A 13,560-nucleotide genomic window follows, 5' to 3' on the forward strand; every position below is an offset into this window, starting at 1 on the left:
CGTGGCCGAGGCGCTGGACTTCTTCGTGGACGACGCCGCGGCCAGCCAGGTGATGGAGCTGCGCGCCCGGCTGGCGCTGGCCGGCGTACCGGTGCCCTCGGCCGCCCCGTCCGTCCGGTTCGCCCGCGGCGCGGCCATCCCGGCCAAGGTGCGCGGCAAGCTGGCCGAGGACCTGCGGCTGCTGGTACTGCCGGAGCTGTGGCTGGCCACGCTCGGCACCATCCTGACCGCCGAGCCCAGGCTGGTGCTCGGCGCCGTGGTGGACACCGAGCTGCTGGCCACCCACAGCGGTGTGCACGACGCGCTGGCCGGGCGGGTGCGCGAACCGTCCGGAAGCTACCTGCCCGGCTCCTGGGTGCCGCACTGCGTACTCAGCCGCGAGCTCGGTGCCGACGCACTGCTGAGCGCCCTGGCGAGCTTGGACCCGGTCCGGCCGATCCGCGCGAAGATCGTCTCGATCGGCATCACCGACACCCGGACCGGGCAGGTCACCCCGGTAGTCCGGTGAGGAACCCGGTGACCAGCTCGCGGTAGCGCCGCGGCGCGTCGTCGTGCAGCAGGTGGCCGGTGCCCGGGACCCGGAAGTGCCGGGCGTGCGGCATCAGCTTGGCCATCGCGGCCATCTGCTCGGACGCGATCGGCGACTCCTCGGCCTCCAGCAGCAGGGTCGGGCAGTGCACCCGGGCGACCGAGTCCCAGAAGTCGCGCTCGCCCCACTCGCCGGCGATCGCGGCCGCCATGGCGTGCTCGGTGAGCAGCCGGTACCCGTCCGGTGCCTCCCGCACGCACTCCGCGATGTAGTCGCCGACGCTGGGCCGTGGCCAGCCGAACGCGTCGCGCACGGCGGCGATCGACTCATACGCCGCCGGCATCGCCTCGAACCAGGACACCCACGGCGCCGCGGTCCGACCCCGGTGATCCGGTGCCATGTCCTCCACCACCAGCGCGCTGACCAGGTCCGGGCGCGCGGCGGCCAGCTCCCAGCCGTGCAGCCCGCCCATCGAGTGCCCGATGACCACCGCCGGGCCGAGCTCCAGGGCCTCGATCACCTCGACGGCGTCGGCCACGAACCGCTCGGTCGGCCACGGGCCGGGGGTGGGCGTCGTGGTGTCGCCGTGCGCCCTGGCGTCGACGGCCACCACCCGCCCGTGGTCGGCCAACCACCGCGACGCCTGCCACCAGGTACTGGCCCGGCCCATCAACCCGTGCAGCAGCAGGATCGACCGCCCGGTACCGCCGTACCCGCGCACCGCGATGCACGCCCCGTCGGACACTGTCACGCCGCTCCGCATGCCTGTGTCGTAGCCTAGCCACATGGCTGTGGTCAAGATCAACGCAATCGAAGTTCCGGAAGGCGCTGGACCCGAGCTGGAGCGGCGGTTCTCGAACCGGCTGCACGCGGTGGACGGTCAGCCGGGTTTCATCTCCTTCGAGCTGCTCCGCCCCGTCTCCGGCGAGACCCGCTACTTCGTGCTGACCCACTGGGAGGACGAGGAGTCGTTCCAGGCGTGGCGCACCGGTCCGGCGATCGAGGCGCACGCCGGCGAGCGTGGCCGTCCGGTCGGCGAAGGACACGGGCACGGGCAGGGACCGGTCTCCACCGGCGCCAGCCTGCTCGAGTTCGAGGTGGTGCAGTTCTCCGAAGCCACCAAGTCCGCCGACTGACCGCCGCCCACCGTTCCTGACGCCGATTCCGGCGAGTCGGGGATTTTGTCAGTGCGAGTCGGGGATTTCGGCCGGGCGAGTCGGGAGATTTTGCAACGTGAGCCGTGGATTCCGTCAGCCCTGATCCGCGCGCCGAGCTGGACCGCGCGGCCGAGCTGATCGCCGGTGCCGACGCGCTGCTGTACTGCGCCGGCGCCGGGATCGGGGTCGACTCAGGGCTGCCGGACTTCCGGGGTACCGAGGGATTCTGGCGCGCCTACCCGCCGTACCAGCGGCTCGGGCTCGCCTTCGAGGAGCTCGCCGACCCGGTGCACTTCGTCGACGACCCGGAGCTGGCCTGGGGCTTCTACGGCCAGCGGCTCGCGCAGTACCGGGCGACCGTCCCGCACGCCGGCTTCGACGCGTTGCTGCACTGGGCCACCGCCGAGCGCCCGGCGCGGGTGTTCACCTCCAACGTGGACGGCCAGTTCCAGTGCGCCGGCTTCGCGGACGACTACGTCGTGGAGTGCCACGGCTCGATCCACCACCTGCAGTGCCTCTCCGGTGGCTGCCCGGAGATCTGGCCGGTCGACGACATCGAGGTACGGGTCGACGAGTCGAGCAAACGCGCGGTGCCGCCGCTGCCCAGCTGTCCCCACTGCGGCGGGCTCGCCAGGCCCAACATCCTGATGTTCGGCGACGGCGACTGGCGGTCCGCGCGCACCGACGCCGTGGCCCGACGGCACGTCCAGTGGCTGCGCGGGCTGCGGGCGGACGGGGCGCGGCTGGTCGTCCTGGAGATCGGCGCCGGTACCGCCGTGCCGACCGTCCGCCGCCACGCCGAGCTCGCGGCGGCCGGCAGCGGCGAGCTGATCCGGATCAACACCCGCGAGCCCGCCGTGCGGCACGGCCGGGGCGTGAGCATCGCAGCACCGGCCGGCCAGGCGCTCCCCGCGCTGGCCGGCCTTGTCCGGTAGTACGCCGGCCTGGTCCCGTAGTACGCCGGCGCGTGGTACGCCGATCAGCCGGCGTCGGCGATCAGCCGCCGGCGTCGGAGTGCACCGGCGGCTCCGCCGCGGAGTCCCGGGCACCGCGCCGCGTGATGAGCACGCCGACGACCACAACCGCGATGGCGATGACGGCCGTCATGGCCAGGTCCAGCTGGGAGCTGGGCCGGGTGGCCATGTACACCAGCATCACCGGGATGACGATCACCACCAGCCAGGTCAGGTACGGGAACGCCCACATCCGCACCGGCATGGCGGCCCCGGCCCGCTCCAGCTTGGCGCGCAGCCGCAGCTGGGAGATCGCGATGGTCAGGTAGACCAGCAGTGCGATCGCGCCCGAGGTGGCTAGCAGCGTGGCGAACACCTTCTCCGGGAACACGTAGTTGGCGATCACCGTGAGGAACCCGACCGCGGTCGAGGCCAGCACGGCGACCCTGGGCACGCCCTTCGAGGTGGTCCGCACGACGGCGGCCGGCGCCTGGCCCCGGCGGCCGAGGGAGTAGATCATCCGGGACGCCGTGTACAGCGACGAGTTCAGGCAGCTGGCCACCGCGACCAGCACGACCACGTCCACGATGCCCTTCGCCCCGGGCACCCCGAGCACGTCGAGCGCGGACTGGTACGAGCCGTTCTTCTTCAGCGCCGGGTCGTTCCACGGCACGATCGCCACCACGAGCAGGATCGAGGCCAGGTAGAACACCGAGATCCGCCAGATCACCGAGCGGGTGGCGCGGCCGATCTTCTCCTCCGGGTGGTCGGACTCGGCCGCGGCGATGGTCACGATCTCGGTGCCCATGAAGCTGAACATGGTGGTGAGCACCGCCGCGACCACCGCGCCGAACCCGCTGGGCAGGAAGCCGCCCGAGTCCACCAGGTGCGACACGCCGCTGACCCCGCTGCCCGGCAGCAGTCCGAAGATCGCGAGCAGCCCGAGGACGATGAAGGCGACGATGGCGACGACCTTGAGCAGCGCGAACCAGAACTCGAACTCGCCGTAGTTGGCCACGCTGAACAGGTTGGTCACGGTGAGCAACACCGTGACCACCAGCGCCCAGGTCCACTGCGGGACCGACGGCACCCAGGAGTTCAGGATCGTCGCGGCCGCCGTGGCCTCGACGGGGATGACCAGCACCCAGAACCACCAGTACAGCCAGCCGACGGTGAACCCGGCCCACGGCCCGATCGCCCGGTCGGCGTAGGTGGAGAAGGAACCGGAGTCCGGGGTGGCCGCCGCCATCTCGCCGAGCATCCGCATGACCAGGACGACGAGCAGTCCGGCGATCGCGTAGGAGATCAGCACACCGGGCCCGGCGGTGGCGATCGCGTTCGCCGAGCCGACGAAGAGGCCGGCGCCGATCACACCGGCGATGCTGATCATGGTGACGTGCCGGTCCCGCAGGCCGGCTTTCAGCTCCGTACCCGGCTGCCCCGCCCGGGCCGGTCCGTCCGTCGCACTGGTCGCCATCAGCGTTCCCCCTGATCCCGCTAACGCCTCGGCCACCCGTCGGCCGGCATCCGGGGAATCGTCACACCATCGTGGCTGAGAAACCAGGGGTAGTGGTCAACTTGCGGACACACGTTTTCCGGTTGGGTCGGACCCGCCCGGCCGGGCGACGCCCAGCCGGGCGGGCGCCCAGCCGGGCGGGCGCCCAGCCGGGCAGGGCTCAGTCGGGCATGGCTCAGTCGGGCAGGGCGCCCAGCTGGGCGGCGCCCAGTTGTCGGGCAGGCTCAGTCGGGCAGGGCGCCGGTGTCCGGCACCACGACGGCGAACAGGTCGGCCACGGCGGCCAGGCTGGCGGCCTGCATCGCGGCCGCGGAAACCGGGTCGGCGCCCAGGCCGGGCAGCGCGCGGGTCGCGGTAGCGGCGGCGACCACGGTCGGCGCGTACCCCAGGTTGAACGCCCCTCGGGCGGTGGAGTTCACACACATGTGCGTCATGAACCCCGCGAGCACGAGGTTCGACGCCTTGCCTGCCTTCAGCCGCTCGTCCAGATCGGTCTCCACGAACGAGTTCGGGTAGTTCTTCACCACCACCGGCTCGCCGTCGCGCGGCGCCACCCGGTCCACGATCGCACCGAGCTCGGCCCTGATGTCGTACAGGCCGCCCTCACCGTCGTCGTGCTGGATGTGGATGATCGGGATGCCGGCCGAACGGGCCCTATCGAGCAGCGCGGCGGCCTCGTCCAGCGCCGCCTGCACCCCCTCGAGCTCCATGACGCCCCGGGTGTACGTGTTTTGACAGTCGATCATGATCAGGGTCGACTCCGCCAGACTGACCGGCCCCACGGGCAAACCGGCCAATGTGCGCAGGGTGGTGGGCTCAGCCACAGCTACCTCCAGGTCAGGGGTCGTGAGTGGCGAGTGGTCCCGGGGGACCACTCGCCACTCACGGGGAACTCCTCAGCCGTTCAGCGCCGCTGACTCCTCGTCGCTGAACAGCCGGGATCGGATCATGAACCGCACGCCCTCCGGCGCCTCGACCGAGAACCCGCTGCCCCGGCCCTTCACCACATCCACCGTCAGATGGGTGTGCTTCCAGTACTCGAACTGCGAGCGCGACATGTAGAACCCGATCGGCGCCAACCCTTCCACAGCCAGGTCGCCGAGATGTATATCCGATCCGCCGATCTTGAAGTCACCGTCCGGATAACACATCGGCGAGCTGCCGTCACAACATCCGCCGGACTGGTGGAACATCAGCGGACCGTGGATCTCGGTCAGCTTCACCAGCCAGTCGGCGGCGGCCGGGGTCAGCGCGACCCGGGCCGTCCCCGAACCCGGCATCTCGGGCACCGGCGGCTCCGGGGCGGCGGCCGCCTCGGGAGCACTGCTCATCAGAAGAAGCCCTGTGCGTTCTGCGAGTAGCTGACCAGCAGGTTCTTCGTCTGCTGGTAGTGGTCCAGCATCATCTTGTGGTTCTCCCGACCGACACCGGACTGCTTGTAGCCGCCGAATGCCGCGTGCGCCGGGTAGGAGTGGTAGTTGTTCACCCACACCCGGCCGGCCTGGATGTCGCGCCCGGCCCGGTAGGCGGTGTTGCCGTCCCGGGACCAGACCGCCGCACCGAGGCCATAGAGCGTGTCGTTGGCCGTCTTGATGGCGTCGTCGTAATCGGTGAACCGGGCCACCGAGACGACCGGCCCGAAGATCTCCTCCTGGAAGATGCGCATCGAGTTGTTGCCCTCGAAGATCGTCGGCTGGATGTAGTAGCCGCCGGACAACTCGCCGCCGAGGTCGGCCCGCTCACCGCCGGTGAGGACCTTCGCGCCCTCCTGCCGACCGATGTCGATGTAGGACAGGATCTTCTCGAACTGGTCGTTGGACGCCTGCGCTCCCATCATCGTCTCGGTGTCCAGCGGGTGGCCCATCTTGATCTGCTCGGTGCGCTTGACGGCCTGGGCCAGGAAGTCGTTGTACATGCCGCCCTGGATGAGCGCGCGGGACGGGCAGGTGCAGACCTCGCCCTGGTTCAGCGCGAACATCGCGAAGCCCTCGAGGGCCTTGTCGTAGAAGGCGTCCTGCTGGCTGGCAACGTCGTCGAAGAACACGTTGGGGCTCTTGCCGCCCAGTTCCAGAGTAACCGGGATCAGGTTCTCCGAGGCATACTGCATGATCAGCCGGCCGGTCGTGGTCTCACCGGTGAAGGCGATCTTGCGAATGCGCTTGTTGCTGGCCAGCGGCTTGCCGGCCTCGACGCCGAAGCCGTTGACGATGTTCAGCACGCCGGGCGGAAGCAGGTCGGCGACCACGTCCATCAGCACGTGGATCGACGCCGGGGTCTGCTCGGCGGCCTTGAGCACCACGGCGTTGCCGGCGGCCAGCGCGGGCGCCAGCTTCCAGATCGCCATCAGGATCGGGAAGTTCCACGGGATGATCTGCCCGACCACGCCGAGCGGCTCGTGGAAGTGGTAGGCGACGGTGTCTTCGTCGATCTGCGAGATGTTGCCTTCCTGCGCGCGGATCGCGCCGGCGAAGTAGCGCAGGTGGTCGACGGCCAGCGGGATGTCGGCGGCCAGGGTCTCGCGGCAGGCCTTGCCGTTCTCCCAGCTCTCCGCGATGGCGATCTTCTCGAGGTTCGCCTCGATACGGTCGGCCATCTTGTTCAGGATGTTGGCGCGCTCGGTGACCGAGGTCTTGCCCCAGGACGGCGCGGCGCCCTCCGCGGCGTCCAGCGCGGCCTCGACGTCCTCGGCGGTACCCCGGGCCACCTCGGTGAACGTCTCACCGGTGATCGGGGTCGGGTTCTCGAAGTACTGGCCCTTGACCGGGGCCACGTAGTCGCCGCCGATGAAGTGGTCGTACCGGGGCTTGAACGAAACGACACTGTCCGGCTGACCGGGGGCCGCGTACTTGGCCATGATCGTCCTCTCTCAATTCGCGACTTGCTTCCGACCGTGTTGCTGTGGCTGTGACGCTAGGCACTAGGGGGTTGCAGCGGCGTTGCAACCCCAGCCGCGGATTCGGCGTCAACGGCCCGATCGGGCCGCGTCAACGGCCCGATCGGGCCGCGTCAACTGCCCTGTCGGAGGGTTGCCTCACTCAGGGCGCCCGCGCAGAATGGGAAGTCGAACTCGGCGGCGTTTCGCGGTCGCCGAGGAGGGACGTCACGGATGGGCCTACCGACGACGCGGGCCACGGATCCGGTCGCGCGAGCTCGGCTGCTCGCCCGGATCCGGGAGGCCGTGCTCAGCGGTACCCCCGCGCCCCAACAACCGCGCCAGGTGGTGTCCGAGTCCTGGCGGCGGTCGCTGGCCGCACGGGTCGACCCCGAACGCGGTACCGGGCCCCCCACGATCTTCGAGCGCGGCGAGATGAGCGAGCTCCGCGCCGAGCACCCGCTGGCCGAGACGCTGCCGCTGCTGCGCGAGACACTGGTCGCGATCGCCGACGAGGCGATGCACATGATGATCGTGACCGACGCGCAGGGACACATCCTGTGGCGCGAGGGCCAGAGCGACGTGCTGCGCCGCGCGGACAAGGTCGGGCTGATCGAAGGCACCCGGTGGTCCGAGGACTCCATCGGCACCAACGCGATGGGTACGGCGATCGCCGAGGACGTCTCGGTGCAGATCCACTCCGCCGAGCACCTGGTTCGCGCCTACCACTCATGGACCTGCGCGGCGAGCCCGGTGCACGACCCGGACACCGGTCGGATCGTCGGCGTGGTCGACGTGACCGGGCCGGTGCGCAGCTTTCACCCGTCCACGATGGCCCTGGTCGGCGCCGCCGCCAAGCTCGCCGAGTCGCACCTGCGGAACCGGATGCAGTCGCGCGACGAGGCGCTGCGGACGCGCTGGGCGCCCCAGCTGGCGGCGCTGCGCGGCGAGTACGGCGCACTGGTCGCCCCGTCCGGTCGGGTACTGGCCAGCGAGCCGCACGACTGGCTGCCGGTGCCGCGGCTGGTCCTGCCCAGCACCGCCGGCGGCACGCTGACCCTGCCGGATGGCCGGGAGGCGTACCTGGAACCGCTGGCCGAGGGCTTCCTGTTGCGTTCCGGTCGGCCCGCTCCGGCGTCGGCCTCCGCGGTTTCGGCCACCGCCGTTTCGGCCACCTCCCTTTCGGCCACCTCCCTTTCGGCCACCGCCGTTCCCGGCACCGCCGTTCCCGGCACCGCCGCAACTGCCACGGCTGCCCACCTCAGGCTGCGCTTCCTCGGCCACGCGCCCACCGCCGAGCTGAACGGCCGACGGGTACGACTCACCCAGCGGCACGCGGACATGCTCACCCTGCTCGCGCTGAACCCGTCCGGGGTGAGTGCCGAGCAGCTGGCCACCGGGGTGTACGGCGAGCGGGGCAACCCGGTGACCGCCCGCGCCGAGATACACCGGCTCCGGGTCCAGCTCGGCGCCGCGGTGGTCCGCTCCGGGCCGTACCGGCTGCACGCCGAGCTGGTGGCCGACTGGCTCACCGTGCGCGAGTCGCTGCGCGCCGGGCAGGTGCGGGCGGCCGCCGCCGCCTACCGCGGCGAGTTGCGACCCGGGTCGGAGGCGCCGGCGGTGATCGAGGAACGCGAGCTGCTGGCCGCGACCCTGCGCCGGGCGGTCCTCGATCAGGGCGACATCGAGGCGATGTGGCTGCTCGCCGACACGCCCTCCGGTGCGGACGACGTGGAGCTGGCCGAGCGGCTCACCCACGCGCTCCCCCCGTCGGATCCCCGCCACGCCGCGATGTCAGCCAGGTCCGAACGCCTCTCCCGCTAACCACTCGCCCCCGTCGGGGAACCAAGGGCGCGCTTCGTTCGGCTCGCACAGACCCCGTGTGGGCCGCACAGAGCCTGCAAGGTCTGCGCGGACGGCACCGGGTCTGTGCGAGCCCGGAAACGCTGCCTGGAGACCGGTTGTCCACAGGTATGGCGGTTGTCCACAGGTCGGGCGCGAGCTCAGCACGCTGGTCGTGAGAGGCCGGGACGCTCGGACGTATGCACCCTGAGCCCATCACGATGTACCGTCGACCCCAGCTGCTCGCCGCCGGATTCACCGACCACGAGTTGGCCCGCATGCGCCGCGCCGGTGAGCTGACCTCGGTGCGTCGCGGCGTCTACCTGGCCAGTCCCGAACCCGACGACCCCGACGGCCGACATCGGCTGCAGGTGCGCGCCGCGATGACCGAACTCGCCACCGGGGCCGTGGTCAGTCACACCTCAGCCGCCCTGCTGCACGGCCTGCCGACCTGGCGGATGCCGCTGAGCAGGGTGCAGGTGACCCGAGCGCGTCGTTCCGGCGGCCGTCGTGATCCGAGGCTGCACCTGCGGACCGCCCCCCTCCGACGAGCCGACATCACCACCGCCGACGGCCTGCCGATCACATCGGTTGCCCGTACCGTCGTCGATCTGGCGCGGTCGGCTCCTTTCGAGTCGGGCGTGGTGACCGCGGACGCCGCGCTGGCGCTCGGCCTGCTCACCTCCGAGGACCTGGAAGAGGCGCTCGCCCGGTGCAAGGGCTGGCCGGGCTGCCCCCGGGCCCGGCGGGTGGTCGCGTTCGCCGACGGCCGCTCGGAGAGCGTCGGGGAGTCACGCAGCCGTCTCGCAATCGCCAACGCCGGGCTGCCGGAGCCGGTGTTGCAGTGGGACGTGCGGGCAGCCGGCGGACGACTGGTCGGGCGGGTCGACTTCGGCTGGCCGGATGACGGGGTAGTCGGTGAGTTCGACGGCCGGCTCAAGTACGGCCGCACCATCATCGGCGATCGGGATCCGGGCGAGGTGGTGTTCGCGGAGAAGCTGAGGGAAGACGATCTCCGCGCCCAGGGACTCACGGTGATCCGCTGGACGTGGGACGACCTAGCGAAGTTCGCCCCGATCGCCGCCCGCCTCGACCGTGCACTCGCCTGACCCCCGCCCCGGTCGCGGAGCGGGGCTCGCACAGACCTGGTACCGGCCGCACAGAGCGTGCACGGTCTGCGCGGCCATCACCGGGTCTGTGCCAGCGGGTAGAGCGGTCACCATGCTGTGCGGCGGCGGCCAGCCGGAACCACCGGCCCGCACAGACCTGGTACCGGCCGCACAGAGCGTGCACGGTGGGTGCGGGCGCCACTGGGTCTGTGCCGGCGGGTACAAAGACGGCGGCGGGGCCGGCGCGTCAGCGCCGGCCCCGCCATCGAACCACTGCCTACGTGACTAGGACGTCTCCTCGCCGAGCCCGGCCGGGACGGCGTCCGGCACGCTGACCTTCGGCTTCGGCTCGCCCCGGAAGGTGAACTTGGCCTGGTCCTGCGCGGTCCGGGTGGTGTCGTCGGGGTCGAAGTTCTCCACGTCGATGATGACGATCTGACCGGCCTCGACCTCGCCGAACAGGATCTTCTCCGACAGCTGGTCCTCGATCTCGCGCTGGATCGTGCGGCGCAGCGGCCGCGCCCCCAGCACCGGGTCGAACCCGCGACGGGCGAGCAGCTTGCGCGCGTCCGGCGTGAGCTCGATCGCCATGTCCTTGTTCTTCAGCTGCGCCTCGACGCGGGTGATCATCAGGTCGACCATGGCCACGATCTGCGGCTCGGTGAGCTGGTGGAACACCACGATGTCGTCAATGCGGTTGAGGAACTCCGGCCTGAAGTGCTTCTTCAGCTCGTCGTTGACCTTCGTCTTCATCCGCTCGTAGTTCGACGCCTCGTCGTTGCCCTGCGCGAAACCGAGCCCGACCGCCTTGGAGATGTCCTGCGTGCCGAGGTTCGAGGTGAAGATGATCACGGTGTTCTTGAAGTCCACCGTGCGGCCCTGGCCATCGGTCAGCCGGCCGTCCTCGAGCACCTGCAACAGGGTGTTGTAGATCTCCTGGTGCGCCTTCTCGATCTCGTCGAACAGCACCACCGAGAACGGCTTGCGCCGCACCTTCTCGGTCAGCTGGCCACCCTCCTCGTAACCCACGTACCCGGGAGGGGCACCGAAGAGCCGAGAGGCGGTGTAGCGGTCGTGGAACTCACCCATGTCGATCTGGATGAGCGCGTCGTCCTCGCCGAACAGGAAGTTCGCCAGCGCCTTGGACAGCTCGGTCTTACCCACACCGGACGGGCCGGCGAAGATGAACGAGCCGGACGGGCGCTTCGGGTCCTTCAGGCCGGCCCGGGTACGCCGGATGGCCTGTGAGACCGACTTGACGGCCTCCTCCTGACCGATGATGCGCTTGTGGAGCTCGTCCTCCATGCGCAGCAGCCGGGAGGTCTCCTCCTCGGTCAGCTTGAACACCGGGATGCCGGTCCAGTTGGCGAGGACCTCGGCGATCTGCTCGTCGTCGACCTCAGCGACCACGTCCAGGTCACCGGACTTCCACTGCTTCTCCCGCTCGGACTTCTGGCCGAGCAGCTGCTTCTCGGAGTCGCGCAGGTGCGCGGCCCGTTCGAAGTCCTGCGCGTCGATCGCCGACTCCTTGTCCCGGCGGACATTGGCGATCTTCTCGTCGAACTCGCGCAGGTCCGGCGGTGCGGTCATCCGGCGGATCCGCATCCGGGCGCCGGCCTCGTCGATCAGGTCGATCGCCTTGTCCGGCAGGAAGCGGTCGTTGATGTAGCGGTCCGCGAGGGTCGCGGCGGCCACCAGGGCCGGGTCGGTGATCGTGACCCGGTGGTGCGCCTCGTACCGGTCGCGCAGACCCTTCAGGATCTCGATGGTGTGTGTGACGCTCGGCTCGCCGACCTGGATCGGCTGGAAGCGGCGCTCCAGGGCCGGGTCCTTCTCGACGTACTTGCGGTACTCGTCGAGCGTGGTGGCGCCGATCGTCTGCAGCTCACCCCGCGCCAGCATCGGCTTCAGGATGGACGCGGCGTCGATCGCGCCCTCGGCGGCACCCGCACCCACCAGGGTGTGGATCTCGTCGATGAACAGGATGATGTCGCCCCTGGTGCGGATCTCCTTGAGCACCTTCTTGAGGCGCTCCTCGAAGTCACCCCGGTAGCGCGACCCGGCGACGAGCGACCCGAGGTCCAGCGTGTAGAGCTGCTTGTCCTTCAGGGTCTCGGGCACCTCGCCCTTGACCACCATCTGGGCCAGCCCCTCCACGACGGCCGTCTTGCCGACGCCGGGCTCGCCGATGAGGACCGGGTTGTTCTTGGTGCGCCGCGACAGCACCTGCATGACCCGCTCGATTTCCTTCTCCCGGCCGATGACCGGATCGAGCTTGCCCTCGCGGGCCGACTGGGTCAGGTTGCGCCCGAACTGGTCGAGCACCAGCGAGCTGGACGGGGTGCCTTCACCGCGGCCGCCGGAAGCGCCCTCGGCCGGCTCCTTGCCCTGGTAACCCGACAGCAGCTGCAGCACCTGCTGGCGCACCCGGTTCAGGTCAGCACCGAGCTTGACCAGCACCTGCGCCGCGACGCCCTCGCCCTCGCGGATCAGCCCGAGCAGGATGTGCTCGGTACCGATGTAGTTGTGCCCCAGCTGCAGCGCCTCGCGCAGGGACAGCTCGAGCACCTTCTTCGCCCTCGGCGTGAAGGGGATGTGTCCGCTGGGGGCCTGCTGCCCCTGGCCGATGATCTCCTCGACCTGCTGGCGAACCCCCTCCAGGGCGATACCGAGCGACTCCAACGCCTTCGCCGCGACGCCTTCACCCTCGTGGATCAGGCCCAGCAGGATGTGCTCGGTGCCGATGTAGTTGTGGTTGAGCATCCGGGCCTCTTCTTGGGCCAGGACGACCACCCGCCGTGCGCGGTCGGTAAACCTCTCGAACATGTGCACTCCCTGACTGCTGAGCTGTGCCGACCCGCATCTCGGGGCGCGTCGGCACCGTGGGTCCACTGTATCGGCCGAACCGGCGTCGTCGCTTCGTACGCACGGTTGCAACCCGCACAACGGGGTCCAACGGATTGTCACGACCCGACATTCCATGGGGCAACCCAAGAGTATTCGCTCTGCGCGAACATCCCCGATCGGGCGTATGGATCAACTCAGAGAGCACCATCGGCGGCCGGTACCCGAGCCCCAGGAGCCCCGAAACCACGGGGCCGCCGCCTCGGCCCGGGTCAGTTCTCCTGGTGGTATGCCTCGAGCACGTCCGCCGGAATGCGACCGCGGTCGGAGACCTTCATGCCGCGCTTGCGCGCCCAGTCCCGAATCGCCTGGTTCTGCTCCCGGTCGACCGAGGGCCGCCGGGCCGCCGCCGAAGCCGCCGCGCCACCACCGGAGCGGCGCCGGCCGCCGGGCCGACGGGCCGCCGCGACAAAAGAGGCCAGCGCGTCACGCAGCTTGTCCGCATTGCTGCTGGACAGGTCGATCTCATAGCTCTTGCCGTCGATCCCGAACTCAACGGTCTCGTCGGCCTTGTCGCCGTCCAGGTCGTCAATCAGCGAAACGGTGACCTTCTGTGCCACTTTGGCAACCCTCCAGTGACTTTTCTGCGATAAGCGCGGCAGGCGGACGCGGCCGGTGAAGTACGGGAGCCGCTGAGTCTCGAAGCAAGATTAGACCCATTCACATCGCTATGTCGAG

12 protein-coding genes are annotated in these 13,560 nt (G+C 70.2%); 5 read left to right on the top strand and 7 right to left on the bottom strand.

The features are described 5' to 3' along the window. Position 1 precedes the first annotated feature (1 nt). Positions 2-508, top strand: a complete 507-nt coding sequence (locus tag ACTXG6_RS03815) for a 2'-5' RNA ligase family protein (protein WP_445186369.1) — start codon at positions 2-4, stop codon at positions 506-508. Here ACTXG6_RS03815 and ACTXG6_RS03820 read toward each other — a convergent pair. Further along, on the bottom strand, positions 489-1,280 hold the full coding sequence (locus tag ACTXG6_RS03820) for an alpha/beta fold hydrolase (RefSeq protein ID WP_445186370.1): 792 nt from the start codon (positions 1,278-1,280) through the stop codon (positions 489-491). The two genes, ACTXG6_RS03815 and ACTXG6_RS03820, sit on opposite strands and share 20 nt — an antisense overlap. 34 nt (positions 1,281-1,314) lie before the next feature. Here ACTXG6_RS03820 and ACTXG6_RS03825 point away from each other — a divergent pair, with 34 nt between their 5' ends. Together ACTXG6_RS03825 and ACTXG6_RS03830 are read left to right on the top strand one after the other, a co-directional pair. Further along, on the top strand, positions 1,315-1,665 hold the full coding sequence (locus tag ACTXG6_RS03825; RefSeq protein WP_445186371.1) for an antibiotic biosynthesis monooxygenase family protein: 351 nt from the start codon (positions 1,315-1,317) through the stop codon (positions 1,663-1,665). Positions 1,666-1,769: 104 nt separating this feature from the next. Continuing rightward, positions 1,770-2,621 carry an SIR2 family NAD-dependent protein deacylase gene (locus ACTXG6_RS03830; RefSeq protein WP_445186372.1) on the top strand — a complete coding sequence of 284 codons (852 nt, stop codon included), beginning with the start codon at positions 1,770-1,772 and terminating at the stop codon, positions 2,619-2,621. A gap of 61 nt (positions 2,622-2,682) precedes the next feature. Here ACTXG6_RS03830 and gabP read toward each other — a convergent pair whose 3' ends face one another. The 4 genes from gabP to exaC form a co-directional block, all read right to left on the bottom strand. Next, a complete protein-coding gene (gene gabP / locus ACTXG6_RS03835; RefSeq protein ID WP_445186373.1) occupies positions 2,683-4,116 on the bottom strand; it encodes a GABA permease in 1,434 nt (477 codons plus the stop codon). 263 nt (positions 4,117-4,379) lie between these two features. Next, positions 4,380-4,979: an isochorismatase family protein gene (locus ACTXG6_RS03840; protein WP_445186374.1), complete on the bottom strand. Its 600-nt coding sequence runs from the start codon at positions 4,977-4,979 to the stop codon at positions 4,380-4,382. A 72-nt stretch (positions 4,980-5,051) separates the two neighbouring features. Beyond that, positions 5,052-5,435: a DUF779 domain-containing protein gene (locus ACTXG6_RS03845; protein ID WP_445189901.1), complete on the bottom strand. Its 384-nt coding sequence runs from the start codon at positions 5,433-5,435 to the stop codon at positions 5,052-5,054. A 50-nt stretch (positions 5,436-5,485) separates the two neighbouring features. After that, on the bottom strand, positions 5,486-7,009 hold the full coding sequence (exaC, locus tag ACTXG6_RS03850) for an acetaldehyde dehydrogenase ExaC (RefSeq protein WP_445186375.1): 1,524 nt from the start codon (positions 7,007-7,009) through the stop codon (positions 5,486-5,488). Between the two features lie 252 nt (positions 7,010-7,261). Between exaC and ACTXG6_RS03855 the strand changes: the two genes are divergently transcribed. After that, the gene (locus ACTXG6_RS03855) at positions 7,262-8,851 is read left to right on the top strand and encodes a GAF domain-containing protein (protein ID WP_445186376.1); all 1,590 of its coding nucleotides are present in this window, start codon (positions 7,262-7,264) and stop codon (positions 8,849-8,851) included. A 218-nt stretch (positions 8,852-9,069) separates the two neighbouring features. Continuing rightward, positions 9,070-9,978 carry a type IV toxin-antitoxin system AbiEi family antitoxin domain-containing protein gene (locus tag ACTXG6_RS03860; RefSeq protein ID WP_445186377.1) on the top strand — a complete coding sequence of 303 codons (909 nt, stop codon included), beginning with the start codon at positions 9,070-9,072 and terminating at the stop codon, positions 9,976-9,978. Positions 9,979-10,263: 285 nt separating this feature from the next. Here the strand turns inward: ACTXG6_RS03860 and ACTXG6_RS03865 are convergent, their stop codons facing one another. Continuing rightward, entirely contained in the window at positions 10,264-12,804 is a 2,541-nt protein-coding gene (locus tag ACTXG6_RS03865) for an ATP-dependent Clp protease ATP-binding subunit (RefSeq protein WP_445186378.1), read from the bottom strand. A 290-nt stretch (positions 12,805-13,094) separates the two neighbouring features. Further along, positions 13,095-13,442 (bottom strand): histone-like nucleoid-structuring protein Lsr2, encoded by a 348-nt coding sequence (locus ACTXG6_RS03870; RefSeq protein WP_445186379.1) that lies wholly within the window; start codon positions 13,440-13,442, stop codon positions 13,095-13,097. Positions 13,443-13,560: the final 118 nt, after the last annotated feature.

It is taken from the genome of Pseudonocardia sp. Cha107L01 (assembly GCF_052566575.1).

Bases quoted from the DNA above. Each gene is read 5' to 3' on its own strand.
- ACTXG6_RS03825 (WP_445186371.1), top strand. From the start codon at position 1,315: ATGGCTGTGGTCAAGATCAACGCAATCGAAGTTCCGGAAGGCGCTGGA.
- gabP (WP_445186373.1), bottom strand. From the start codon at position 4,116: ATGGCGACCAGTGCGACGGACGGACCGGCCCGGGCGGGGCAGCCGGGT.
- ACTXG6_RS03845 (WP_445189901.1), bottom strand. From the start codon at position 5,435: ATGCCGGGTTCGGGGACGGCCCGGGTCGCGCTGACCCCGGCCGCCGCC.
- exaC (WP_445186375.1), bottom strand. From the start codon at position 7,009: ATGGCCAAGTACGCGGCCCCCGGTCAGCCGGACAGTGTCGTTTCGTTC.
- ACTXG6_RS03855 (WP_445186376.1), top strand. From the start codon at position 7,262: ATGGGCCTACCGACGACGCGGGCCACGGATCCGGTCGCGCGAGCTCGG.
- ACTXG6_RS03860 (WP_445186377.1), top strand. From the start codon at position 9,070: ATGCACCCTGAGCCCATCACGATGTACCGTCGACCCCAGCTGCTCGCC.
- ACTXG6_RS03865 (WP_445186378.1), bottom strand. From the start codon at position 12,804: ATGTTCGAGAGGTTTACCGACCGCGCACGGCGGGTGGTCGTCCTGGCC.